The 26296-nt window shown below is 38.2% G+C and carries 25 protein-coding genes; 8 read left to right on the top strand and 17 right to left on the bottom strand.

The annotated features are described in order from the left end of the window. Window positions 1-70 precede the first annotated feature (70 nt). From AC1Z3S_RS15935 to AC1Z3S_RS15960, 6 genes are all read right to left on the bottom strand, one after another. Window positions 71-1642, bottom strand: coding sequence for a DUF2142 domain-containing protein (locus AC1Z3S_RS15935; protein ID WP_461741177.1), 1572 nt, complete (start codon window positions 1640-1642; stop codon window positions 71-73). A gap of 49 nt (window positions 1643-1691) precedes the next feature. Then, window positions 1692-2537 carry a dTDP-4-dehydrorhamnose reductase gene (gene rfbD / locus AC1Z3S_RS15940; protein ID WP_461741178.1) on the bottom strand — a complete coding sequence of 282 codons (846 nt, stop codon included), beginning with the start codon at window positions 2535-2537 and terminating at the stop codon, window positions 1692-1694. A gap of 111 nt (window positions 2538-2648) precedes the next feature. Continuing rightward, window positions 2649-3677: a dTDP-glucose 4,6-dehydratase gene (rfbB, locus tag AC1Z3S_RS15945; RefSeq protein ID WP_461741179.1), complete on the bottom strand. Its 1029-nt coding sequence runs from the start codon at window positions 3675-3677 to the stop codon at window positions 2649-2651. 19 nt (window positions 3678-3696) lie between these two features. Further along, window positions 3697-4278: a dTDP-4-dehydrorhamnose 3,5-epimerase gene (gene rfbC, locus AC1Z3S_RS15950; protein WP_461741180.1), complete on the bottom strand. Its 582-nt coding sequence runs from the start codon at window positions 4276-4278 to the stop codon at window positions 3697-3699. A gap of 2 nt (window positions 4279-4280) precedes the next feature. After that, window positions 4281-5150, bottom strand: a complete 870-nt coding sequence (gene rfbA, locus AC1Z3S_RS15955; protein ID WP_461741181.1) for a glucose-1-phosphate thymidylyltransferase RfbA — start codon at window positions 5148-5150, stop codon at window positions 4281-4283. A gap of 129 nt (window positions 5151-5279) precedes the next feature. Then, window positions 5280-6404, bottom strand: a complete 1125-nt coding sequence (locus AC1Z3S_RS15960) for a glycosyltransferase family 4 protein (RefSeq protein ID WP_461741182.1) — start codon at window positions 6402-6404, stop codon at window positions 5280-5282. A 174-nt stretch (window positions 6405-6578) separates the two neighbouring features. Between AC1Z3S_RS15960 and AC1Z3S_RS15965 the strand changes: the two genes are divergently transcribed. From AC1Z3S_RS15965 to AC1Z3S_RS15975, 3 genes are read left to right on the top strand one after another with little or no spacing between them, the layout of a single operon-like run. Continuing rightward, window positions 6579-7370, top strand: a complete 792-nt coding sequence (locus AC1Z3S_RS15965) for a glycosyltransferase family 2 protein (RefSeq protein ID WP_461741183.1) — start codon at window positions 6579-6581, stop codon at window positions 7368-7370. A 21-nt stretch (window positions 7371-7391) separates the two neighbouring features. Next, a complete protein-coding gene (locus tag AC1Z3S_RS15970; RefSeq protein ID WP_461741184.1) occupies window positions 7392-8219 on the top strand; it encodes a glycosyltransferase in 828 nt (275 codons plus the stop codon). Continuing rightward, on the top strand, window positions 8216-8950 hold the full coding sequence (locus AC1Z3S_RS15975) for a glycosyltransferase family 2 protein (protein WP_461741185.1): 735 nt from the start codon (window positions 8216-8218) through the stop codon (window positions 8948-8950). The genes AC1Z3S_RS15970 and AC1Z3S_RS15975 overlap by 4 nt, the downstream gene beginning before the upstream one ends. Here the strand turns inward: AC1Z3S_RS15975 and AC1Z3S_RS15980 are convergent. The 10 genes from AC1Z3S_RS15980 to map all read right to left on the bottom strand — a co-directional run bounded on the left by AC1Z3S_RS15980 (window position 8937) and on the right by map (window position 19899). After that, window positions 8937-10211 carry a lipopolysaccharide biosynthesis protein gene (locus AC1Z3S_RS15980; RefSeq protein ID WP_461741186.1) on the bottom strand — a complete coding sequence of 425 codons (1275 nt, stop codon included), beginning with the start codon at window positions 10209-10211 and terminating at the stop codon, window positions 8937-8939. The genes AC1Z3S_RS15975 and AC1Z3S_RS15980 overlap by 14 nt on opposite strands. A gap of 17 nt (window positions 10212-10228) precedes the next feature. Further along, the gene (locus AC1Z3S_RS15985) at window positions 10229-11011 is read right to left on the bottom strand and encodes a glycosyltransferase (RefSeq protein ID WP_461741187.1); all 783 of its coding nucleotides are present in this window, start codon (window positions 11009-11011) and stop codon (window positions 10229-10231) included. Then, entirely contained in the window at window positions 11001-11354 is a 354-nt protein-coding gene (locus AC1Z3S_RS15990) for a DUF2304 domain-containing protein (RefSeq protein WP_461741188.1), read from the bottom strand. Before AC1Z3S_RS15990 ends, AC1Z3S_RS15985 begins: the two co-directional genes overlap by 11 nt. After that, window positions 11354-12070 carry a glycosyltransferase family 2 protein gene (locus AC1Z3S_RS15995; RefSeq protein WP_461736381.1) on the bottom strand — a complete coding sequence of 239 codons (717 nt, stop codon included), beginning with the start codon at window positions 12068-12070 and terminating at the stop codon, window positions 11354-11356. Before AC1Z3S_RS15995 ends, AC1Z3S_RS15990 begins: the two co-directional genes overlap by 1 nt. A 288-nt stretch (window positions 12071-12358) precedes the next feature. Then, a complete protein-coding gene (locus AC1Z3S_RS16000) occupies window positions 12359-13621 on the bottom strand; it encodes a glycosyltransferase family 4 protein (RefSeq protein WP_461741189.1) in 1263 nt (420 codons plus the stop codon). A 138-nt stretch (window positions 13622-13759) separates the two neighbouring features. Beyond that, the gene (locus tag AC1Z3S_RS16005) at window positions 13760-15817 is read right to left on the bottom strand and encodes a rhamnan synthesis F family protein (RefSeq protein ID WP_461741190.1); all 2058 of its coding nucleotides are present in this window, start codon (window positions 15815-15817) and stop codon (window positions 13760-13762) included. Window positions 15818-15819: 2 nt separating this feature from the next. Continuing rightward, window positions 15820-17076 (bottom strand): ABC transporter ATP-binding protein, encoded by a 1257-nt coding sequence (locus AC1Z3S_RS16010; RefSeq protein ID WP_461741191.1) that lies wholly within the window; start codon window positions 17074-17076, stop codon window positions 15820-15822. Window position 17077: 1 nt separating this feature from the next. Beyond that, complete coding sequence (locus AC1Z3S_RS16015) at window positions 17078-17875, bottom strand: ABC transporter permease (protein WP_265458385.1); 798 nt, start codon at window positions 17873-17875, stop codon at window positions 17078-17080. A gap of 229 nt (window positions 17876-18104) precedes the next feature. Beyond that, a complete protein-coding gene (locus tag AC1Z3S_RS16020) occupies window positions 18105-19112 on the bottom strand; it encodes a YihY/virulence factor BrkB family protein (protein ID WP_461741192.1) in 1008 nt (335 codons plus the stop codon). Window positions 19113-19134: 22 nt separating this feature from the next. Then, window positions 19135-19899: a type I methionyl aminopeptidase gene (gene map / locus AC1Z3S_RS16025; RefSeq protein ID WP_461741193.1), complete on the bottom strand. Its 765-nt coding sequence runs from the start codon at window positions 19897-19899 to the stop codon at window positions 19135-19137. A 375-nt stretch (window positions 19900-20274) separates the two neighbouring features. On the opposite strand from map, the gene AC1Z3S_RS16030 reads away from it, so the two are divergent. The 3 genes from AC1Z3S_RS16030 to AC1Z3S_RS16040 all read left to right on the top strand — a co-directional run bounded on the left by AC1Z3S_RS16030 (window position 20275) and on the right by AC1Z3S_RS16040 (window position 23714). Continuing rightward, window positions 20275-22134, top strand: a complete 1860-nt coding sequence (locus AC1Z3S_RS16030) for an LTA synthase family protein (RefSeq protein WP_461741194.1) — start codon at window positions 20275-20277, stop codon at window positions 22132-22134. Window positions 22135-22153: 19 nt separating this feature from the next. Further along, on the top strand, window positions 22154-22594 hold the full coding sequence (locus tag AC1Z3S_RS16035) for a flavodoxin (protein ID WP_461741195.1): 441 nt from the start codon (window positions 22154-22156) through the stop codon (window positions 22592-22594). Window positions 22595-22883: 289 nt separating this feature from the next. Then, the gene (locus AC1Z3S_RS16040) at window positions 22884-23714 is read left to right on the top strand and encodes an NUDIX hydrolase (RefSeq protein WP_461741196.1); all 831 of its coding nucleotides are present in this window, start codon (window positions 22884-22886) and stop codon (window positions 23712-23714) included. A 126-nt stretch (window positions 23715-23840) separates the two neighbouring features. Here AC1Z3S_RS16040 and AC1Z3S_RS16045 read toward each other — a convergent pair whose 3' ends face one another. Then, window positions 23841-24281, bottom strand: a complete 441-nt coding sequence (locus tag AC1Z3S_RS16045) for a hypothetical protein (RefSeq protein WP_461741197.1) — start codon at window positions 24279-24281, stop codon at window positions 23841-23843. 440 nt (window positions 24282-24721) lie between these two features. Between AC1Z3S_RS16045 and AC1Z3S_RS16050 the strand changes: the two genes are divergently transcribed. Together AC1Z3S_RS16050 and AC1Z3S_RS16055 are read left to right on the top strand one after the other, a co-directional pair. Beyond that, the gene (locus AC1Z3S_RS16050; RefSeq protein WP_461741198.1) at window positions 24722-25441 is read left to right on the top strand and encodes a CoA transferase subunit A; all 720 of its coding nucleotides are present in this window, start codon (window positions 24722-24724) and stop codon (window positions 25439-25441) included. A 13-nt stretch (window positions 25442-25454) separates the two neighbouring features. Then, window positions 25455-26105, top strand: a complete 651-nt coding sequence (locus tag AC1Z3S_RS16055; protein WP_461736370.1) for a 3-oxoacid CoA-transferase subunit B — start codon at window positions 25455-25457, stop codon at window positions 26103-26105. Window positions 26106-26296 lie beyond the last annotated feature (191 nt).

Raw genomic sequence — 26296 nt, forward strand, 5'->3', positions numbered from 1 at the left:
AAAAGCTTTCTATTATTTTTCAAATTAATTTGAAATAATAGAAAGCAGTTTGGTTTTTGCTGATTAAATCTTATAGGAACCCATACATGCCCATACAAGTATTAAAAAAAGTAATTAGAAGAATAATCTTTACAATCATCGTATACCGAACTTCAGTATTCAATCCAGATACTGATATTCCTAATTGTTCTGTCATTTTGTTCATTAAAGGACCCAACAGTAATGGTAAGAAACCAAATAGAAAATAAAAATACCTTCCCTGAACACCACTAACATAAAGATCTCCTAATTCGAACACTCGTATATCGCCACTAATCGCAAAAATAGAAGCTAGTCCTATTATCAGTATTGTAATTGAAGTGACTATATACATGTTTTTTGAAAGCGAAATTTTTAAATTGTAACTTATCATAATGAATAGCAATAAAAATATCCCTACATTGATAATCCAGAGAGTCTGTGATGGCATATTATAGGGCTGAGGTTTCCCAATCCAACCAATGATACTCAAAAATAATTCTGAAATACCTCGAAGAATTACTCCAATTGTATAAGCTGGATGAGAAACAAAATAGGCTATCCTTGAAAACAATGACTGATCATTACCTAACGCTACCTTAGCCGAGCTCTCCCCTAATAAACGGAAAAATATTCCTTGTACCAACCAAGCTCCACCAATAATTGAGTAAAAAATTGTAATAAAGAAAGCTTTTAGACGATTTAACTGCTTAGAATAATAACTTTTTGGTAAAAACAACAAAAGAAATATTAGTAAAAATACTGGCACTTTATTTGTGACAAAGCCGACACAAACTAAGCCATAAAGCCATGCTGATTTTGGTGTAAGTTTTTTTTCATGCAGAATATTAGTAAACAAGCTCACTGCTAATAAAGCTAAACCATAATATAGCGAATCATAATTAAAGCCAGCCGTAATCCATAATGCATATGGCAAAGTAGCCATAACTAATAATTGTAGCTTAAATACTTTTGAAATTTTGATTGCTAAATAAGCGAGCAATGCAAAAGAAAGCAAATTAAAAAAACGTCCCATATAGTAAGAAAAAGCAACTTTATTACTCAATAAGCGCCCGACAGCAATTCCTAAACCACTAGCATAATAAGACGGGCTAATAAGATTTCCTTTAGTAAGCAAATCTTCTTGATAATTTGACGGCTGGTGTTCCAAAGACATAAACGCTTCATAATAAAGATTGGTATTTGTAGGCTCTCCGGTTTCTGGTCGACTAGGAAACCCAGAAATTGTTAAAAAATCAGGTGAGATTTCTAAAAAGTCCATCTCTGTACTTTGAATTCTAAATTTACCATCAGCTAGCTGCATTGCATTATAATAATGGTGGTTTTCATCAAGATCTTGACGAACTGGTGTGATTAAAGAATCACATAACCCAAATAGTACAATAATCAGAAAACCATTCCTCGCAATTTTTTTTGGATCTTTAACTCGAATCAAAAATAGCGCAACTACAAAAACAGCTCCAACAATCAACATGTATAATTTTGGCCATAAAGCTCCACGATATTGAATCGCAAACTGACAAGTAAGTAAAATGATAATACCCCAAACAAGAATTGTTTTATTTTGCATAAACTCTGCAAAAGAATTTTTTATAAATTTCATAAATCCCCCAAAAATATCTTCCTAATTTATTTAATGTATTTCTCTACTACTATTTCCCCTTCTCCAACTCCAAAAACTGAGCCAAAGCTTCCTGCCAAGTAGGAATTTTAAAGCCTAATGCCTCGGCTTTACTTAAATCCATCACAGAATATTGCGGGCGTTTTGCTTTTTGCGGATATTCTTCTGAAGTTACTGGTAAAACTTTAACATTGGTATCCTTCAAAATTTCTGTGGCAAAGTCAAACCATGAGCAGCTGTTTTCATTAGATAAATGATAGATGCCAAAGGGTGCCGCCTCTGCATTTAAAAAGCTAATGAATTCGGCTAAAGTTCTGGTCCAAGTTGGACGGCCGTACTGGTCATTGACTACCGTCAAAGTATCTCTAGTTTCAGCTAACTTTTGCATGGTATAAACAAAATTATGCCCATAAATTCCAAAGACCCAAGAGGTACGGACAATATAATAATTCTCCAAAATTTCTTGAACTGCTTGCTCGCCTAATAATTTAGTGCGGCCGTATTCGCTTTGAGGATTGGTGGCGTCATCTTCTTGATACATGCCGCCTTTTTTTGTGCCATCAAAGACATAATCTGTGGAAATGTACACGAGAGTTGCGCCCACAGCTTTGGCCGCTTCAGCAACATTTTTAGTTCCTGTTACATTGATTAGCTCATCTAGTTCTTTACCTTCATCTTCAGCCTTATCAACGGCTGTATAAGCTGCACAATGATAAATTAAACTTGGCTTCACTTCTTTTACTTTTGCCATCGTCGCTTGCGCATCAGTAATATCCATTTCTGCCGCATCTGTTGAAATATAATCTAACTTTTGTTCATCCAATAAATGGCGCAATTCTGTTCCTAATTGGCCGTTGCCGCCTGTAATTAAAATCATCTAATCTGCTCCTTTTTTCTGATGTAAAAAGAGACTGAAACAAAAGTCGCCAGCAATGAAAGCTTCATTGGGGTTGTTGACTAGTGCCACAGCCTCTTTCAATTGTAAAAATTATTGTCCGTTTTTCGCATAATTCGCTTCGACAGCAGCTTTTTCAGCTTCCCACCATTGACGATTGTCGGTGTACCATTGAATTGTATTGGCTAAACCATCACGGAAGTTGGTAAATTCCGGGGTCCAGCCTAATTCATCTCTTAATTTTGTTGAATCAATTGCATAGCGCAAATCGTGGCCGGCACGATCTTTGACATGATCGTAGGCATCTTTAGATTGGCCCATTAATTCTAAAATTAATTCCAGAACTTCTTTATTATTTTCTTCGCCATCGGCACCAATTAAATACGTTTCACCGATTTTACCCTTTGTTAAAATCCTCCAGACAGCTGAAGAATGGTCATTGGTATGAATCCAATCCCGCACATTTTTACCATCGCCATAAAGTTTTGGTTTAATCCCTGAAAGAACATTGGTAATTTGGCGGGGAATAAATTTTTCAATATGTTGATAAGGTCCATAATTGTTCGAGCAATTTGAAATGGTTGCCGCCAAGCCAAATGAGCGAACCCAAGCCTTTACTAATAAATCCGAACCCGCCTTCGTTGAAGAATACGGACTAGATGGATTATAAGGCGTTTCTGCAGTAAATTTTTCACCGGGACCATCACCATGACCTGGCAAATCTTCTCTTAGCGGTAAATCGCCGTATACTTCGTCAGTTGAAACATGGTGATAACGGACTTGATGTTTGCGGCAAGCTTCGATTAAAGTGTAGGTACCGATAATATTGGTTTGGACAAAAGGAAATGGATCTTTCAATGAGTTATCATTGTGGGATTCAGCAGCATAATGCACAACTGCATCAGCTTTTGCAACTAGTTGGTCAACTAAAGGCGCATCGGCAATGTCGCCGACAACTAACTCAACCCGGTCTTCAGGTAAGCCAGCAATATTTTCTTTGTTGCCAGCATAGGTTAGTTTGTCTAAAACTGTAACGTGGACTTCTGGATGATGATTGACTACATAATGGACAAAATTTGACCCGATAAAGCCGGCTCCGCCCGTGACAATAATATTTTTCATAAATTAAAATTCTCCTTGCTTAAATTTCGCCATAAACAAAATCATTTTCAGCTTGAAAAGCTTTTAAAGTTGGATGATGCTTGTCTTTTTCAGAGGTGATGGCCTTTTCTAAATCCATCGGCCAGTCAATGCCTAGTTCTGGGTCGTCAAAAGCAATCCCGCCATCCGCTTGGGCATTATAATAATTGTCACACTTATACATGAAATTCACGTTCGGTGTTAATGTCATAAAGCCATGGGCAAAGCCACGGGGTACTAATAATTGCCGATGGTTACTCTCAGAAAGAATATAGCCTTCCCATTTTCCATAAGTCGGACTACCTTTTCGAATATCCACAATGACATCTAGCACGGCGCCAGTGACAACTCGAATTAATTTAGTTTGGCTAGCCTGACCTTTTTGAAAATGCAGGCCCCGTACAACTCCTGCCTCTGAAGACAGCGAATGATTATCTTGAACAAACTTTGTCGTGATACCAGCATTCGTAAAGTCCTCTTCAGAATAGCTTTCAGTAAAAAAGCCACGATGATCACCGAAAACTGCTGGTTCAATGATTAAGACGTCTGTCAAATTAGTTTTCGTTACGTTTAATTTCCCCATGATTACTCCTCATTTGCCAAACGCAAAAGGTATTGACCATATGCGTTTTTCTTTAAAGGCTGTGCTAGTTCAACCATTTGCTCTTTAGTGATATAACCCATGCGATAAGCAATTTCTTCTAAACAGGCAACTTTTAAATTTTGGCGTTTTTCAATCGTTTCAATAAAAGTTGAAGCTTCTAATAACGATTCGTGGGTCCCAGTATCCAGCCACGCAAAGCCGCGGCCCATTAATTCAACCGACAGTTTTCCACGATTTAAATATTCTTTATTAACATCGGTAATTTCTAATTCCCCTCGAGGAGAAGGTTTGATGTTTTTAGCGATTTCAACGACGTCATTATCATAGAAATACAGTCCAGTGACTGCATAATTTGATTTGGGATTTTCTGGTTTTTCTTCAATCGATAACGCCTGCATATTTGCATCAAATTCAACGACTCCAAAGCGTTCCGGATCGTTGACATGATAACCAAAAACCGTAGCGCCTTGTTCTTTTTGGGCTGCCCGCTGCAACATTTTAGACAAGCCGCCGCCGTAATAAATATTATCACCTAGAATTAAGCAGACACTGTCGTCGCCAATAAACTCTTCTCCGATAATAAACGCCTGCGCCAAGCCATCAGGACTTGCTTGAACAGCATACTCAATATTCATGCCTAGTTCATGGCCATCGCCAAAAAGCCGTTCAAATCTTGGCGTATCATCCGGCGTTGAAATAATCAACACATCCCGAATTCCGGCCAACATCAAAACGGACATTGGATAATAAATCATTGGTTTGTCATAGACTGGCATCAATTGCTTTGATGTAGCCTTCGTCAACGGATATAAACGCGTACCAGAACCGCCTGCTAAAATAATTCCCTTCATCGTTTCCTTAACCTCAATTCATCTATTTTTTTAACATAATTTCTGCTCTCAACAGTTTAAGATTATATCATAGCCTTTTCCATAAACAAAGCTATGTCAATAGAAATTAACATAGCTTTAAAGGCTTGATTACTTTTTTGAAAACCATTTTTCTTTTAACTGAGTTCGATAGTCCTTATCACCGAAGAATTTAAACAAGCACATCAACGGCTGGCGATTTGGTCCCATTAAGCCAATCAATTCAACAAACAGCTCTAAACCGATAGCGACGGCCGCAACCAATAAAAGCACCGCCCAAATTGAAGTATTGTAGCTGAGAATTAAAGCGATAAAGGAAAAAATCAGTGCCAAGGCGTAAATAGTCAGCACAGCACCTTTATGGCTGAATCCCAGCGACAATAAACGATGATGCAGGTGCATTTTATCCGCTGATAAAATTTTTTGTTTGTTAATATGCCGGCGGATGATCGCAAAAACAGTATCGGTGACTGGCACTCCCATAATAACCATCGGCGTAACCAAACTGATTAAAGTGGCATTTTTCAAATTCTGCAGGGATAAGACTGAAATCATAAATCCGAGAAATAACGCCCCGGTATCGCCGAGATAAATCCGGGCCGGGTGAAAATTATACGGGAAAAATCCAGCAATCGAAGCTACCAAAACAAAAATTGTAATTGGGACAAAAATCTGCGGCTCCGTTAAAAAGAAGTACCCGATAATGCCTATCGTCGTCAAAGCAATAATCGAAACACCAGAAGCCAACCCATCCAAACCATCAATTAAATTCAGAGAATTGGTAATCGCCAAAATCCAAATAATGGTTAGCGGAAAGGAAATCCAGCTTAAATCAATGAAACCAATCATCGGCAAACTCAAGCTATCAAACCGAACATCGCCGATAAAATAAACAATACAAGCTCCAATCACGACGCCAATTGTTTTAGGCAGTGGCTTCAATTCAAAAATATCATCAATAATTCCCGTAATCACAATCGCTAAACCGCCAAGCAGCAGCGGAAAGATAAAGCTGCGGGGAATCAAATCTTGAAATAAAAAAATCGTGGAAAAGGCAAAGGCCAAAAAAATCGCTAAGCCGCCCATTGTAGGCATCACTTTAGTATTTATTCGTCGCGGGCCGGGATTATCCACAGCCCCCACTTGAAAGGACAATAACTTTACCAAGGGGGTCAAAATAATGCCGATAAACATCGTGACAATTAAACGAACGATCACTGTAAACATAATGTGCATGTCCGACTCTCTTTTCTATAAAAAATCATTTTAAGCATAACATTTGCGTCTTATTTTCTCAAGGTTGGCTAAGATTTTTTAATGAATCCGTTGGAAAATACGTCACAGATTGCTTTTTTTTCTTAAATTGAGTAGTATTATCATGACTTTCATAATTTCATGAAAAGGAGCAGGATGCGTATTAAAAGAATCGCTTTAAGCGTAGTCACTTATAATAGTAGTGACGCCTTTAAAACTATCGATAACTTAATAACAGAAATACTGCCGAACTTTTCAGCAGAACTGTTTATTTTTGACAATAATTCAACACCTGACTATCAAGAGAAGCTGCAAGCCTATGCTTCAGAGCAAGTCACCATTACCTTTTATCCAGAAAATAAAGGTTTTGGCTTTGGCCACAATCACAACGCTCGCTTAACTGACAGTGAATATCTGGTCATTTGCAATCCAGATATTTTAATTGACCAACATAGTTTAAAAGCTTTGTATGATTATATGGAGGAAAATGCTCAGGCTGCGTTAAGTGCGCCAAAAGTTTTATATCCTGACGGCACCACTCAATATTTAATGCGCCAAAAACTCGATGTCTTTGACTATATGCTGCGTTTCATTCCTTTTCAGTTTGTTAAGGATATTTTTCAAAAACGCTTAGCTTTTTTTGAAACCCGTGAACAAACTGACCGCACTGAGATTCAGCCGATTCCGTTTGTCTCTGGTTGTTTTATGTTTTATCGCAAAAAAGATTTTGATCAAATTGCTGGCTTTGATGAACGCTTTTTTATGTACTTTGAAGACAATGACATCTGCCAAAAAACGCGACAAAGTGGCAAAGAAATTATGTATGTCCCGCAAGCTTCTGTTATTCATTTTTACGGTCGGGACTCCCACCGCAGCCGCAAAGTCTTTATGATTTTTATGCGCTCGATGGTCAGCTATTTTAATAAATGGGGCTGGCGTTTTTTTTAGATCCAGCCTTGAAAGGTGCTTATGAATAAAATTACTGCAGTGGTGGTTTTGTACCAAGAAAAAATTACTGACTTGCCTAGTTTGCCGGTCTTAGAAAAACTCACCTCTCAAAAAAATTTCCAACTTATTTTTTATGATAATAGCCCGCAGTCTCAAGAAAATCCACTTACTGCTGGTCAAGTGCTTTATCACCATGACCAACGAAATTTAGGTCTGGCTACAGCATACAATTACGCATGGCATCAGGCCCAGCAATTCGGTGCTGACGCTTTACTCCTGCTAGATGATGATACTGCTCTTACTGAGAATTATTTAAATACAATTGCATCCATTGCAATTGAAGCTACCACCGGTGCCATTGTGCCGCAAATTTTTGCAGGCGGCCAGCAGATTTCACCAGTTTTTGCTGATGTTTATATTAATCGTGACAGCCAATTTCCATCGCCCGGCAGTTGTCAGCGACATGTGATGGCCATCAATTCTGGTAGCTTGATACCGTTAGCCCTCCTTGAAAACATCGGCGGTTTTAATGAAGCCTTTCCGCTGGATTTTCTCGATCACTGGCTCTTTTGGAAAATCTTTCAGCAAGGTTATACAGTTGAAATTCTAGACTCACAATTACAACATCAACTCTCAGTTTTAGATTATAGCCAGGTCTCAAATCAGCGCTATCAAAGCATCTTAACTGCTGAAGCAAATTATTATCTGCAGTACCAACAAGAATTGGTGCCAAATCATAAAAAGCAATTACTCAAACGACTTGTCAAACAATTTGTCAAAGTTAAAAATCGTAAAATTTGGCGCCAAACACTGGCTGCCTATAAAAACTTAACTGGAGGATCGACATGATTTCCGTTTGCATGGCTACTTACAATGGCGCCAAAGTTATTGAAAAACAATTAGTTTCGATTTTAAAACAACTCTCCAGTGTTGATGAGATCATCATTGTCGACGATGCCTCCACTGATGAGACTAGAGGGCTAATCAAAAAAATCGCTGAGCCGTATCCAGCTCAGTTAATTCTGCTAGAAAATCCGCAAAACTTAGGCCCCATTCGCTCCTTTGAAAAGGCGCTGCAGGCCTCAAGTGGTGACTACATTTTCTTTACCGATCAAGACGACGAATGGTTTTTAGATAAAGTTGCTACGGTGAGGGCAGTCATCACTCGTGAAAAAAGCGACCTTGTTGTCCATGATGGCGTGGTGATTGATGGGCAAGGAGCAATCGTTGACCCTTCGTGGAATCACTACAATCACAATGATGTTCATCAAGGTGTCCTTGGCAATCTTAAAAAAAATGGTTATACAGGGGCGATGATGACGATTTCCCGCCGGTTGGCAAATGCTAGCCTGCCCTTCCCGAGTAAACTTGAAATGCACGACCAGTGGTTTTTTTTAATCGCAAAAAAACTCGGTTACTCGATTTCAATCATTGAAAAGCCACTGATGAATTATGTTAGACACGGCGGCAATGTGACGGGAATGCGCAAACGAACCGGTTGGGAGCGATTGAGGGGGCGGTTGCGCACGAGTAAAAATATTTTAACTTATAAAAAAAACAACCGGCCTACAAAATCGTAGACTGGTTGTTTTTTTCTTGACGATAAATTTTTGTGACTGAAATTACTAAAAGAAGCACTAGGCTAATGACAGAGGCTAAATATAGTAACGAAGCTCCTAAGAGTTGGAAATGGAGTACTAAATAATTCCCACCCAAGGTCGCTAAAATTGCGACTAGACTGTAGATGAATAATAACAACCTTTGACTATTAAACACTGTCAATAGATATACTAAAAGATAAGTCAGGCTGTTAACACCACCAGCTACTAATAGAATCGCAAACTCAAGCCGATAACCAGAGATATCCACTCCGTAAATAATCGAGAGAACAGGAACTCCTATTAACAATCCGCCGATTACTACCACAACCGTCAAACCAAAAACTAGCAATACGATTTTTTTTACAATTTGCATAAATTCTTGATACCGTCGATCGTGCCATGCTTTTGAAATGTGAGTATACATGGGCACAAAAACGAAGGAAGTAAAAAGCGCAATAATTGCTGAAGGCATGAACAAAATATTATAGACAGTTTGAAAGTCTTCGTTTAGCAAAACTTCAATTGCATTTTTAGGGGTATTCATAATAAAGTTCGTTAAAAAAGCACTTAGAAAAATAGGAAAGGAATACACTAGCAATTGCGAGATTCTTTTAGGTGAGACTCGTTTTGTAGCCGTTTTGTCCAGACGGCGGACAAACTGGTAATCAAACAGAAAAACCCAACATAGTGAAACAAAAATTGCTCCAATCAATGACAATTGTAAATTTTCAGTCACTAAAAGCAAAATCAAAAACAAGCAGTCATAACTGAAAACTCTACCCAGATAAGATTTTCCAGAAATGTCTAAACGGTTTTGCTTCTGTAAAAAACCAGCAAAAACATCTGCAAAAGTCTCACAAATCATCAAAGCTGTCAGCAAAAAAGCAATGGTCATCTTGTATTGGTCAAACCCTAAAAGACTGCCATAAATAAATGTTCCGATTAGCATGGCACTAATCGTAACTGCCTTAGATTTAAAATAATAGCTGAAAGAAAAATTATCATGGATGTCTGCAACTTGATAATTACGGCTGCCGAAATACCCGATTGTTAGCATCAACTGGCACACCGCCCAGCCAATTGAAAAGACTCCTGCTTCAAAAGTCCCTAGAAAACGTGTGACAAATAACAGCAGAAAGACTGAAGAAGCAGCATAAACACTACTGCCGATACTGTACCAGAGGGTTTCGGTTTTTGGACTGACTTGCCGCTTCAAGATTTTTTGATAAAAATTCTCCATCATTCTTCCTTATTTCTCTAATTTGTATTTTGACTCTTGACATAATAGCGCATTAAAAAGTTCGCAATCGGCTGTGGCCAAAACAAACGATACATAAATAAATCTTCTTTTGTGCGGGAATTGTCGCTGATTGAAGCTGTCGTCTCTGACTCATCATGAATGCGATGGAACATCAGCTTTTGATTGATAAAGGCAAAGCCACCTGTTCTATTCGCAATTTGATACCAAGCGTACCAATCCAACGAGACCCGCATCTCCTCATCAAAACGAAAATCATTTAAAGCTTTTAGATTATACGAAACAGCTGGACAAGAAATGGGGTTACCAAATGCCAACACTCTTTTTCGCCAAAATTTTGACTTAGGAAATATCGCCATTGTCTTTAGCATCAGGCTTTTAATTTTTAAATTCGTATTAGCAGGGATTTTTTGGCCGTCTTTCCATTCATAGTAATCTGGATAAGCAATCAAGGTATCTGCCTTTTCCTTAAACTGTTGCATAATTTCTTCAGAGTAAGTCGCTTCATAGAAGTCATCTTGGTGGGCAATTGTTGCATATTGAGTCGTAACAAAGGACAATGCATTGTTCCAATCTTTACCAATTGAACCTCCCGTCTTGGTGAACAACTCTAGCTGATATTTCTCAGCAAGGCGCTGAATAAAATCATTCGGTGTAGAGGTATAAATAATAATCTTAGAGGTTGTCTTTTGATTAAGCAAAGACTGTAGGCAATCCTCTAAATAAGTGCTTTCCTTATAGGCACAAACCACAAACGTATGGTTAGTAAAACTAGTCGTCATCTTTAGCAGACTCCTTATTTTTTGATTTCAAAAGGGATAGTTCTTGGATGATAATATTAATCTGGTCCTTTTGTTTGGATAATTGCAAAGATTGCATAAAGACAATCAGCAATAAGAAAATGACCGCTAAAAATAATAGGAAATTGGAGGTTAGCTGAAAGCCAAACAGTTCGCTCAACCAAGTTGGAATTGGTGTAAAGACAGAAAATATCAGTAGAATAATCCCGACCGTCAGCCAAATTCCAGCATTCTCCAAAGAAAATTTATTTTTGTTGATACTTCTGATAATGAAATATAAAAAGAATAAGGCTACTAAAATCATCACAATTGAAAAAATATCCATCAGTCATTCTCCTTCATCAAGCCTGCCACTAAAATGGCGGTGCAGACCTCCGCCATATAGCGAATGGACTTAATCGGCGTAATCGAAGACTCTCCACCTTGGCGTTCAAACATATTAACCGGCTGTTCTTGTACGCGCATTTTGCGCTTCAACATATGCACAATTGATTCTGGCTCCGGATATTTAACAGGGTACCTGCGGGCAAAAGCTTGAATGACTTTACGACTAGCCGCCCGATACCCCGACGTCGTGTCATAGATTTTCTTACCAGTCACGAGCTTGATAAAAAAGGAAATCACATTGATACCAAAGCGTCGCATAAAAGAAGTTTGAAATTCAGAACGATTGGCCCCAACAAAGCGCGAGCCCACCGTTAAATCAGCTTCTCCCTTGACAATTGGTTCAATTAAAACTGCTAAAGAGAGAATATCGTGTTGCCCATCACCGTCAAACTGAACGGCGATGTCAAAATTATTTTCTAAAGCATATTTATAACCTGTTTGCACTGCCCCGCCAATTCCTAAATTCATCACAAGATTTACATGATGCAACTGATTGGTTTCTAAAATTTCCTGTGTCCGATCTTTTGATCCATCATTAATTACTACATAATCAAGTTCAAAATCAATTGTCCGCTGATATTCCTGAATACTTTGGACTGTCTGCAAAATACTGTCCTCTTCATTGTATGCGGGAATCACTAATAAAGTTTTCATTGTTCCTCCAATTTTAGCCCTTAAAAAGCCCCTTCGGATAAATTTACTAATGCTTATTGTAACTGAAAGCGTAAGATTTTAAAAGACAAGCTCCAGAAAAAAGAGTTAACCTAAAGAAAAATAAAAACTCCACTTTAGCTTCTTAAAAAAGTTTTGCTGATTTTTCTCCACTACAAGATGATGAAGACCACAAAAAAAGAGTCAGCTGGAATCAATTGGACTAAATGCATCTCGACATCTAGCACAACAAACCTGCTCACTCAAATTTTATTATGTATCTTATTGGAACTAAACCCGGTCAAAGTAGCGGTTAATCCGATTGACTACTTTGTTTTTAAACCGACGAATTTTCAATTCTAACCGGGCCAAACGTGATTTCTTCTCGTTGGTTGCCAAAACATATTCAAGGTGCCTCAAAGGACTGATACTAGTCGTTTCGTAGCTATCAATATCCTGTAAGAGCTCATTATAAACCGTCGCAATTTGATAATAATCCTTTGCCGTTGGTTTAAAAGCTGTTGCAGCTTCCTTTGCTGCCTGGAAATTCTCAAGCAACTCAACAATTTTCTCTGTCAGATTGGCAACATCGCCACTTTGATAAAGTTTTCCAAAATTAAAAATATTGTAGGCCGAAAGGTGTCCGGGATTATCTGATAAAATAACTGGAACGCCATTGAGCAGTGCTTCCACATAGACTAAACCGAATGTTTCCATCGCTGAAGGAAAAACACAGATATCTTGATCCGTCACTTCAGACCATGGATTTTCCAAGTTTCCCTTAAAGGTAACCCCTTTGACTTGATGCTCTTTGATATAATTTTTACACAATTTGATGTAATCATCATCCCATGCACCAATTAAGACTAGTTCAAGATCAATTGTAGATAATTGTTCAAAAGCCTTGATTAGCTCCAATTGATTTTTTCTTTTTGTGAGACGACCGACTGAAACAATCCGCCGTTTTTTTCCGGCTTTTAATTCTTGAGCATGTATTTCTGTATAAGGGGAAAATTCTTTCACTAACCGGGGGCTGAATAGTTCATTCAGCCGTTGATTTAGCTCACCACTAACGCTGTATAGTTCATTTGAATAAGCCGAAATGAAGTCAATTTTCTCCTTGTAATAACCAAACTCACCCTCTGGAAATTCATGAATCATCCAAAAATGTGGTACACCAGTAATTGCTGCGGCTACAGCCCCTTGAAACATATTTACGGTATTGGTAATCACCACGTCAATCTGGTTTTTCTCAATATATTCTTGGATGACTTTGATATTTTCCCGATGAAACATCGCCCGTTCTTCTAGTGTTCCCGGATAACCGCTGGGGGCTTCTTCCCACCACCATTTCAAAATTGGGATGAAGTTTGTTTCAATTCCTGCCTCACGACTCCGGTCAAAATAAACAATTTGGCTTTCATGGCGTGCTTGAGGAGCAACATTAAAGACTTGATGCCCACTGGCCACCAAATATTTCATCAAATTAAAATTAGAAATTTCAGCGCCATTGTCCATGGTGCCAGATGGGGAAATAAATAAGATTTTACGCATTAGGTCTTCCTCGTCTTCCATTTCAGTAACAAAAAATCTTGTTCAGATTTAAAAGGTTTTTCTCTAACTAAAGTTGGTTAGATGCTTGGTTGATAATTAAAATCGCTGGTATTTAGTTGGCTACCGCTATCCGCGATTTTAAACATGCGATTTTTTTAAATACTCCACCAATCCATCCACTTTATTTTCAGTCACACAATTTCCCAAAACATATTGATACGCTTGTTCGGCAATAGTTTGACGTCGTTCCTGATCAATCACAAGGGCTTCCAGTTTTTCAAACCAATCATGGTCATTGACTAAAATGCCAGTTTTCCCTTCTTGAATCATTTCCCGAAATGCTCCGATATCACTAGCAACAGTCGGCACTTTAACTAAAGCTGCCTCAAGCCATTTAATTTCTGATTTCGCTTCATTAAAAATTGAGGTTACCAATGGCGCCAAATTAATATCGACTTGGCTTAAAAGCGCTGGTAATTGCCGCCAATCGACAAAATCATGGGTGACAATTTGCTCTTTAAAGCTCGCGATATCCTTTGGCACATCCAAATGACCTACTAGATGCAGCTCCAGATAGGGATATTTTTTTAGTAAATCAATGATAGCCGGCTTAATCAATTCAAAATTTTCGTTATGGGTAATCGAACCGGAGAAATAGCCGATTGCGACTTTCTCAGTTGACTGACCGTACTCTCGCAGATGCTCTTGACTGATTGCGACTAATTCATCATTGGCTAAATTTCGATTTAGCAAAACTAATGACTTATAATGATACAACTCTTCCTGCAATTTTCCCGTCGAGGTAATAGACCCATCGCAGAGCATCAACATTTTTTGATAGTTATTAACGGAAGCGTCATAATTTTCTTTTTCAATTTTACTTAATCCTTGGGTATAGCTCAACATATCCGTATATTTGGTATCGATAACTAAATCATCAATATCATAAAGCACTGGTTTATCAAATTGATTAGCCAATTGAATTAACTGCTCCAAAAGTGGTGTATAGCTGGCACGATATATAATAATGTGACTAGCATCCTGTGCACCCTTTAACTGCAGCTCAGACAAATTCACTTTGCGGACGGCTAAACCAGTAGAGCGTAGCTGTTCAACTTTATTTTCCACGCGATATTTTGTTAGCTGGGGGATTACATTTTCAACGCCGTCAATAATTAGTACGTAATTTTCCCGATGCCGGTCGTGCATTTGCTGCATAATTGTTTCAATTATTTCTGGAGGATAATCCGTCGTCTTTAGAAAATTTAACAAGGCTGGCACTTCTGTTTCTCTTTGCAAGCCTTGCCAGACAAATTGCTGATTGTCATAATTAGAAAAAGCCGAGTATTTAATCAAAGGCACGCCCTCTTGAAGCATCGTTAAAGGGTGAATGTACATCGCAGAATCTTGATTATTTAAAGTAACTGCCGAATGCAGATAGCCTAAATCCGCAAAGTGTTTGGTAAAAACTGTTTCATGACGACCGATTGCTTGAAAACGAGTATTAGTTTCGCCAAGGTTTCGCCAATAATCAAAAAAACTATCCGTTAAAAAAAGCGACTTTTCTATCACTAAAAAATAAGATTGCAGGTGGACAGGGATGTACCCGTATGGATTAAATCCAGTAATATCCCCTTGTTCTTCACCATAAGATATTCCCCAAAAATCAACTCTCTTAGCCGCCATCTTTTGAAAAACTGCCGCCAAATCGCCGATTGGTCCAACATTAGTATCATTAACCAGTAAGAGCTCATCATAATCCGCCAAGCCCTTTTTTCCTAAGTAGTCAACGCCAAACTTAAAAGCTGCTGTATCATAGCCACTATTTTCTCGAAAAACGACTTCGCCGATTTTTGCTAACCGTTTTTCATCAGACTCCGGCAAACTGCCATTCACCACAATCAAAACTCTGGGGGACAATTTCGCCAGAGCTTTAAGAAAAACAATTTTGTATTCCTGTAGACGTGCTTGATTTTCAAAAATCACATAAATCAAAACCCGGCTGGGATTTTCGTAATTGTTTAATTCCCGCTGCTTTTTTAAAGCCCGTTGGCGCATCTTTGCTTGTGGATTAGGTAGTCGACTAATACCGCTTTTCAATTTTTGTTTGATTCGAGAACCTGCAACTCTGATTAAACGAGGCTCCTTAATCATCCGCACACTGTAATAGTGAATTTTTTTTAATTTGTCCTTCATACCTATTCTGCTCCTGTTTCAATGACCCACTGACCATTTCGTTTTAAAATTCCACTGCTGGAAATTCTTTCGCTTTTAGTCATCTCGGTCTTTGGAGAAATAATAATCACCGGTGAATTTTCACTATCGGAAAACGCAAAAGGCTCGTCCTTGTCATTTCTAATGGACACATTCAATTTGAGTTTGCACTGGTTTATTTCGTCTAGCTGACAAGTATAGCGGTATGTTTTAAGGCCCTTCCCGCTCGTCATTTGATCAAAAGAATTATCATTATACATCCAACTATTGCGGTCAATGTCTTCGATGGAAAAAGCAATATAAGTTTGCATATCTTCTAAAACATTGTAGCTGATTTCAAAACTAATTTCACGATTATCCCCTTCAAGCAGCTGAGGAGATAATAGTTTTACTTTAAAATCTTTAATATGCTGAACTTCTTCTACCACTTCAGCTTCTTTTAAATCTGCTTCGGCTTGATTGCTACCTTCAATAACTGTTGCTGAACCGCTTTGATTTACATTGTCCAAAGAATATTGATTGGCAACATCATCCGGGGTGCCAATTACTTTGATTTCGCCACGATCAATTAAAACCGCTCGATTACAATATTTTCTAACGGCATTCATATCGTGGGTCACTAAAATAATTGTCTTTTTAGCTTCTTTTGCCTCAGTGAAATAATCATTACATTTTCTTTGAAAGGCTTCGTCCCCAACGGCTAAAACTTCATCCAACACTAGAATATCACTCTTAGCTTGAATTGCGACTGAAAAGGCTAGCCGCACCTGCATCCCGCTGGAATAATTTTTCAACTTTTGATTCATAAATTCATGCAGCTCTGCAAAGTTTACAATGTCGTCATACATCTCATCCACTTCTTTATCAGAAAAACCTAACATTGCGCCATTCAAGTAGACATTTTCTTTTCCAGTTAATTCTGGATTAAAGCCTACTCCCAGTTCAATAAAGGAAACCAGTTTCCCATCAATTTCAACAGTACCTTGCTCTGGTACGTATATTTGAGAAATTATTTTCAATAAGGTTGATTTACCACTTCCGTTACGACCAACAATTCCAAAAAAGTCGCCTTTTTCTACACCAAAAGAAAGTCCTCTTAAGACGTGCTGTTCTTGATAACCCTTGATGCCTTTAAAATAATTCACCAAGGTTCTTTTTAAACTAGTAGTACTCTCAGTCGGCAAACGGAACGTTTTATATATATTATCTATTTTAACTGCGTACTCTTTTTTCTCTTCCATATTAAATAATCTCCGCAAATTTCTTAGAATTTTTAATGAAGATGCGATAACCGATAATTAAAATTAAAAATGGTAAAACATACGGAATCGCAATGAGCCAATTCGTATTAATCATCTGCCAAACCGGTGTGTAGGCTTCACCGATGGTCAAATACCGCAAATCTTGAATCAGCTGGGCCATCGGGCTAAGCATTAATAATTTGGCAATTGTCGGACTGTAATCCACCACTAGAGAAATCGGATAAATAATTGGCGTTAAATACATTCCAGCCTGCAAAACAATTTCCCAAATCGGACCAATATCTCTAAATCGGACATAGATTGTTGCCAAAATAAAGGAAACCCCTAAAGAGAGAGCATAAAGTTCCACTAACAATAATGGTGCCAACCAGAAATAAGCGCTTATCGTCACACCATTAATTAAGCCAAACAAAAATACAATGACTAAACTAATTAACAAATTAATCAAAGCATTCAGAGAAATCGATATCACAATAATTGAGGAAGGAAAACTTAATTTTCTTAACAAATCCCCACGGGTTACAATGGAAGACATCCCTAAGTTTGTCGTTTCATTAAAGAAGCTCCAAATCACTGTCCCTAACAACAAAGCAACTGCGAAATTGGGAATTCCTTGTCCGAATTTTAAAAATCGGACAAAAACGATATATTGAACTGTAAACAGCATTAATGGTTTTAAAATTGACCAAACATAGCCCATTAAACTCCCTTGATAGCGCAGTTTAAAATCAGTCTTTACTAATTCCTTTAGCAAAATTAGATTTTTCTTTTCAAACATATTTTTCTCCTTATAACTTTTGGAATATTTTCATTTCATATTATTATAGTAGCTGATATTTTACACTTAAAAAAGTATACTCGACATCGGCCCCTTTCTCAACAAAAATCTGCAGTCTCCACTATAGCAAGCAGAAGTAAAGAAAAGCTTAATAAAAAGCATCTTAAAATCTAAAATTTGATTTTAAGATGCTTTTTTATTTAAAGATAGAATACTGTCAAATCTTTACTCACTTGTCAGATTCCTTCTGATTGCCAAAGCCGGTCATTTCTTCTTCAGCTTTTTGCCCTGCGGCTGTTGATGATCTCCCCTTATTTTCTTCTTCAAAATCATCTTGCTCATCAGCCCCAGTCAATTTTTTCACCTGATCGACAAGTCCTTTACGCTCCTCTACCTCGTGGCCCGTTGTATACTCAGCCACGACTGCATTGATAATACCACCTAAGATAATAATCATCGCTGCAATATTCAACCAAATCATCAAGACAATGAAACTACCGATAACTTGGTAGCTGCTGACCCGAGAAGCAAAAAAACGAGCATAAAGTCCAAAAACTTGTGACAAGAGCATCCAGCCGACAGTTGCAAAAATTGCCCCCGGTAAAACTGAACGCAAGGATACTTTTGCATTGGGAACCACAAGATAAATCAGCCCCATTATAACTAGTAAGCCGATAGCCGTCACCGGCCAACGCAAGGTTTGAAAAGTTGAGAGCCATTCAGTCGGAAATTGTAAAATCGGCTGTAAATATTCTGTAATAATGCGGCCTAAACCAAATACCAACGTCGACAGTGCCAGTGCCACCATAAAAAGAATAATCACCAACAAAGATACGATACGGACGATGATAAAGTTTCCGCGCTTTTCAACACCATAGGCTTTATTCATGGCAATCTGCAGTGCGTTAATACTTTGGCTGGCCGACCATAAGGCCGCCAATGCCGAAATAGACAATAATCCTCCAGATCCTTGTGTTAACAAATCTTCAATGGCATCCCCCAGAAAAGAAAAAATTTGACTGGGAATCACTTCTTTTAAATAGGTTAAAACAACTTCAGCATCCAAATTTAAAAAAGGCAAAATATTACCAATCGCAATCAGCAATGGAAAAAGCGAGAGCAGCAGGTAATATGCCACAACCACCGAGCTATTTGTCAGCTCGGCTTCGGCCATTCGTGATTGAACAACACGAATAAATTGGGAAACCTGTAGTCGCTGTTGCAGTCGTTTAAACACTGTACCCGCTCCCTTAAAAACTTTAGTAAGTTCCTTCTTCCCCTTGTGAGGTTAAAATTCTTGGACCCTCCTTAGTTATTGCAAACGTATGCTCATATTGACAGCTTAATCCGCCATCCAAAGTATAGGCAGTCCAACCATTAGGATCCATTTTCATTCGCCAAGTCCCTGTATTTACCATGGGCTCAACAGTAATCACCATACCTTCTTTCAGACGAAGGCCTTTACCTTTTTCTCCATAATGGGGAATTGACGGACTCTCATGAATGGTCGGCCCAATGCCGTGGCCGACAAAATCCCGTACCACTGAGAACCCTTCACCTTCAACATATGTTTGAATTGCATGACCAATGTCGCCAATGCGATTACCAATTTGCGCTTGTTCAATACCAATATACAAAGCTTTTTTGGTAACTGCCATCAAACGGTCTAATTCTGGTGTCGACTCGCCGACCACATATGACCAGCAGGAATCTGACATAGCACCTTTTAAGTCAATACACATATCAACCTTAATTAAATCACCGCTTTTTAAGGGCTCTTTCCGTGGAAAGCCGTGGCAAATTTCATCATTGATGCTGATACAAGTTGCATACTCGTATCCTTCAAAACCAATTTGGGCTGCAACACCACCATGACTTTCAATAAAGTTGCGAACAAAAACTTCAATGTCCCAGCTGCTAATTCCCGGTTTAATAAAGTCCCGCAAATGGCGATGAACATCAGCTAATAATTCTCCAGACTCATCCATAGCATCAATTTCACGGGTGGATTTTAATGTAATCATTTCAATTATCTCCTCAATCTTTCACTTCTTTAGACCTGAGGCTGAGACATTAGTTAGAACAAAGTCAAACTTTACGAACGACAGCTAGTGAAAACCACTAGAAATTGTTAATTTGCGATTCGTACCTACTGGACAGCAAGGGCAAGTATAACATAGTTCGAAATTTCTTCTGTAAAAAGACTAATCTCACAGGCTCAAGGAAGAATCCCTATTCCAAAGAGTTTTCTGAACCTAGTTTAACGAATCTTTTAAAAAAAGTAAAACACTCCCACCTAAAGAAGTTATAAGATGGTTAAACTTAGTTTGTCGACCCTTTAATCCCATCGTTTTTTGTGCTATATTCTTAAATAGTTACAATTACAAGGAGTAGGTGTCATGGGAGTTACAGTTTTATTTTTTTCAGTTTTATTTTTCGGATTATTTTATTATAAGGAAAGAAAGTTACGTTTATTTTCCTTTGTGTTAGTTACATTAAATAGTTTTTTATTTGGTTTAGTACTTTACAGCAACTTTTTTACCCCGTTAGACTTTGCCTCTACAAATGAGATATTTTTTTTTCCTAACACCGATATGCTAGTCGTTGCCTTAACCGTAACATCGCTTTGTCTAATCCCGATTATTTGCGATTATTTATTTGAAACAGCACCTAACATCAGGATTGTTCATCGTTATCAAGAAAGTTCCACTTGGTTAGCTATCACTTTGCGCATTTTATTGTATCTCGCAGCCTTTATCTTGATTTTTGCTGGCTTTCTATTTTTAAATTCTTGCTATTGGGCTTTGAATTATTTTGGTGAATTAGATATTAATCAAATCGTTTACACTTTAAGCCAGCCTCTGGAGGGTAGCTCCTCAGTTCAGATGGAAAGTTTTGTTTTTGGGCCTTTGCTGTCTAGCGCTTTAATTAGTAGCTTGGTGTGGTGTGGACTGTATTTCTTAATTAGGTATAAAATAACTTCTCCTGGCAAAGCTCAAGAAAGTTCCCGTTCTTTCCTTCGTTTCTTAGCAATTCCCATTGCTTTAATCTTAACCGTTGGAAATCTTTTTTTAGGGATTTCAGCATTTGGCTTTGAAAACGTTAAAAGTGCTTTTTTTGATAAGACAAAGCTTTTTGAAAGTTATTACGTCGAGCCTCAAACTGTTGCTATCGAGTTCCCTGCAGAGAAAAGGAATCTGATCTACATTTATGTGGAATCGTTAGAGACTACTTTTACCTCGTCAGAGCTTGGCGGTGCGCAGTCTGAGAACTTGCTCCCTGGCTTAACTAATTTAGCTTTAGAAAATACTAATTTTTCAAATACAGAGCTCTTAGGCGGGGCCTTGACTCTGCCAGGAACCAACTTTACTGCTGGCGGACTCGTTTCACAAACCTCTGGCACGCCCGTAATTACTTCCATTAATGAAAACGAGTACGGCGATGAAACTAAGAGTTATTTGCCCGGTGCGTACTCACTCGGGCAAGTTTTAGAAGAGAACGGTTATCAAAACTACTTTATGTTAGGTTCAGATATCGCCTTTTCGGGAAGAGATAAATATTTCTCTCAGCATGGTGATTATGAGTTTTTTGATTATTATTATGCCAAAGAGCAACAATGGATCCCTGAAGATTATAGTGTTTGGTGGGGATATGAAGATGAAAAATTACTTGAATTTGCTAAAAACGAACTGGACCAAATTGCCAGCTTAGGTACACCTTTTAATTTTACAATGCTAACAGCGGACACGCACTTTCCCGACGGTTTATTGACAGAAAATACTCCACAACTTTTTGACTCGCAATATGCAAATGTGATCCATTGGAGTGACGCTATGCTGACTGAATTTATTCAATATATCCAGCAGCAGCCTTATTACGAGAACACCACAATTATTATCACTGGTGACCATTTAAGTATGGACACAGGCTTCTTTGAAGATTTAGATGCTGATTATACTCGGACTGTCTTTAATACGATTATTAATCCAGCTACCACAATTGCTACAGAAGATACAAAAAATCGGCAGTTTTCAAGTTTAGATATGTATCCAACTACTTTAGCTGCCCTTGGAGCGACTATTGAGGGTGACCGTTTGGGCCTAGGCACCAACTTGTTTTCTAGCAAAGAAACGCTTGTGGAGGAGCTTGGATATGATACAATGTACAGTGAACTGCAAATGCGGTCATCTTATTACACTAAAAAATTGATGGGTAATACAGATGTAGGCGTGAGTATCAGTCAAGCAAGTACCGAGTAATAACATAGGAGTGAACAGATTGGCGTTAGCAAAAATTGTTTATGCGAGCTTAACAGGTAATACAGAAGAGGTTGCCGATATTGTCGCAGAAGCTTTAGAAAACTTAGATTTGGAAGTTGAGTTAAACGAATGCACACAGGTTGATGCTTCAGATTTTGAAGACGCAGATTTGTGTATCGTTGCCACTTATACTTATGGCGATGGTGATTTACCGGATGAAATTGTTGATTTTTATGAGGATTTATTGGAATTGGATTTATCCGGGAAAATTTTCGGCGTCTGTGGCTCTGGTGATACTTTTTATGATGATTTTGGCAAGTCGATTGACGACTTTGAAGCTGCCTTTCTTAAAATCGGCGCAACAAAAGGCGCCGATGCGGTGAAAGTTGATTTAGCTGCTGAGGAAGAAGATATCCAAAAATTGGAAGCTTTTGCGAAAAAATTAGCTGAGGCGCTATAAAATCTCTAAAAAAATGATAGCTATACCTGGTTCACGTTCACTATCATTTTAGAGGTTGATATCACTGCGTATTAAAAGGTTTAGGGAATTTTTTTCCTTAAACCTTTTTCTTTTTTTCAAAAAAGGGGCTGTCGAAAATAAGGCAGCGTTTCAAAACTGAGATCAACTTTCATAAAAACATTCACCCACTGGTAAAAGCAACGTGTTACTTTTCTCAACTTTGCAGTTTTCTTTTTTCAAGAAAGTGATACAATAAAGTATAAAATACTTTTATTAAGGAGGCAGCTGAATGGACTTTCCTTCTAAAGCAGCTGAAAAAAAATATTTTGAGCAAACGGCCAGTTTTGAAGAATTTATTGCCTGGTATCAGCAACAGGAACATCCCACTTATGAAAAGCCTTCTTTGACAGTTGATATTGTATTGGTTTGCTACAATAAAATTGCTGATGAGATAAAGTTGTTACTCATTCAAAGAAAAAGTCATCCTTATCGCAATTCTTGGGCCCTTCCCGGTGGCTTTGTCAATCCAGATGAATCAGCGGAAGCCAGTGTGTTGCGGGAAACTTTTGAGGAAACCGGCGTCAGTATTACTGATGAGAATATTGAACAGCTTCATACCTTTTCAACACCTGGACGTGATCCCCGTGGTTGGGTCGTAACAGTTAGTTATCTAGCATTTATTGGCGAGGAAGCCTTGGTTGCTGGTGATGATGCAAAAGAGGTTGGCTGGTTCACGTTGAAGCATCAAGGCCAGCAGTTATTTTTGACTAAAGATGAGATTGAAATTGTTTTAGATATTCCTTCGGGAAAATCGGTTGGTAAAAATACTTTAGCCTTTGACCACAATCAGCTGATTTTAAAGGCCTATCAGCGAATTATTAATAAAATGGATCATGAACCGCAAGTGCTTTTAGTTTTAGGCGATAGCTTCACGATTACTGAGGCCCGTAAAGTTTTTGCCAATTTCTTAGGGGTCGATTATAAGTCGATTGACCATTCTAACTTTAAAAAAGCAATGTTAGGCTATTTTGAGGAAATCGGCGAGCGCCCTGTTGGCATTGGTCGCCCTTCAAAAATATATCGATTGAAGGCTGAGGTCATTACTGACAGTTCTCGTTAATATTCAGCTTGGATAGCTCTATGGTAACTGCACTTAGAAAAACTCAAGGTTGCAAAAAAATTTTCCCAAAACAAAAACCATATGTCGAAACAATTCCTGTTTTATTGTTTCGACATATGGTTTTATTTATTTTTTCGGGCAGAATTTTTTACTGCAGTTTTGCAATAGTTTTAAAGAGTCTAGATTGTCATCATCTTTGACAATTCTAAAATAGAAGGTCTCATCGTTTGCCAAAAAACTCAGCCAATACTCTTCGGGTGTATCTTCCAGAGAAACCTGCTGTAAATCCTGCCAAAAGAAATGGGTGATAAATTTTCGTTTATCAAAGGCTCCCAAACCCAATAAAGAATGATTTCGTTTCACAATCAACCGCTTTTTACCAAAAGCTAATAAGTATTCTTCTTCCTTCAACGCGGTCCATGCCAGATTAGCCGAACCCTGCCAATGATTTTTCGAATTAAAATTCAACTGCCGCCGAGCGATAAGATAATTATTCTTGGGAGCTAGACCAACGTAATAAACAAACGAATGCAACTCTCGCGTTGATAACTGCTGAATCTTTTCCATACTCAACCTCCTCGTCCTGGTTAAATCTCAACTGCTTTTGCCTTATAATAAAACTCTGCGCAACACACAACTACTCACTTCATCCTATAAAATAAAAAAATATTCAGAAAATATTTCACCGTCATCTTGATACTCTTAATATTACCTCAAGTCTTGCTTTTTGAATATCAGCCCTGAGACCTATTTTTAAAATAAATCACTATCAGCTTTGAAAACTACTTGTTTATCAGTCTTTAATTCGAATTTCTGAAAATGCTTCCTCAAAAAATTTTTAGAAAAAAATATGCCAACTATTTGAAAAGAGTCAGTATTTCACAGAACTGCTTTATGCTATAATTAAATTGAAAGCGTTTTCTTTTTGTTGTTCTGCAATTTTTCAAAACGATTCCGAGCCTTGTTGTTGAGTCAAATGAGTTTCATTTACTAAAAGGAGGAGTTCTATGAATAAGGTAATCACCTTGGAGCAAGTAACTGAACAGCTGCATGACGGCATGTCGATTATGATTGGTGGATTTTTAGGAATTGGTGCTCCGTTGCGATGTATTGAAAAAATTGTTGCATCTGGTGTCAAGGATTTGACGATTATTTCGATAGTCTCATCAAATCCTCCAGGAGGCTTTGATATTGCTCCGCTATTTAAAAACAAACAGGTAAAAAAATATATTACCTCTCATATCGGAACAACCGAAGAAGTGCAGGAAGCGATTAAGAACAATGAAATTGAGGTAGAGCTTTTCCCAATGGGGACTTGGACAGAAAAAATTCGTTGCGGCGGATATGGCCTCGGTGGGGCTTTGACTCCTGTTGGCATCGGAACAAAAATGGAAGAAGGCAAACAGATTATTGAAGTCGAAGGCAAAAAATATATTCTTGAAGTGCCTTTGCGGGCTGACTTGGCCATTATTAAAGGCTACCGAGGAGATACATTAGGCAACATTGAATATCGAGGAGCTTCGATTAACAGTAATCCCATTATAGCAGCCGCAGCTGATTTCACAATTGCCGAAGTCAATGAGATTGTTGCAGTAGGCGACTTAGAACCGATTCGAGTTGGTACACCAAGCGCTTTTGTAAAAGCTGTTGTTCAAGGAAATACTCTTGATGAACAGGAAGAAGTAATGGAACAGCGCTGGATTGAAACCAATCGTTTTGCTAAATAAAGGAGGGATAAAGATGAATGATCGAGATAAAATGTCAAAGAGAGCCGGTTTAGAATTAATTGGTGCTTCCGTTGTAAACTTAGGCTTTGGGATGCCTGTCAATGTCGCCAACTTTATTCCTGACGGTGTGGAGGTGCAGCTGGAAACAGAAAATAGTGCGTTGGGTATGGGGCCGACACCGAAACTTGGTGAGCAAAATTCTGATAATGCCAATGCTGCTGGCTTTCCTATTACTCTTTTACCCGGGGCTTCGATTTTTGATGTCGGGGTTTCCTTTGGCATCATCCGTGGCGGCCACGTTGATGTGGCCATCTTGGGGGCCTTAGAGGTCGATCAAGAAGGCAGTATCGCCAACTGGTCAATGCCGAGCCGTTCACCGGGAATGGGCGGTGCTATGGATTTAGTAGCGGGCGCTAAAAAAATTGTCATCATGCTGACTCATACAAATAAAGCCGGCCAATCAAAAATTTTGAAAAAATGTACCTTACCTTTAACCGGCTACGGCGTTGTCGATATGATTATCACTGAAAAAGCTGTCTTTAAAATGGTGGAGGGGCAATTAGTTTTGAGTGAAAAAGACCCTGCGTTATCAGTGGAAGATGTCAGAGCAATCACTGAGGCGGAATTTGAAGTAGCGGCAGATTTAAGGGATTATCAGATTTAACAGAAAGCTTTCACTCAGTAGAGCTGCGAAATTTCTTTAAATTTGATTATGTCATGATATCACTGCAGACATAAGAAATTGCGAAAAATTTATTATAGACATCAGCCTGACTAATCAAACAGTCAGGCTGTTTTTATTTTTTTAAAATAAAAAAACTTGCCTCAATCAGCCTAGTAGCCAGAGTCAGCAAT

The sequence above is a fragment of the Enterococcus sp. LJL90 genome, assembly GCF_056924355.1.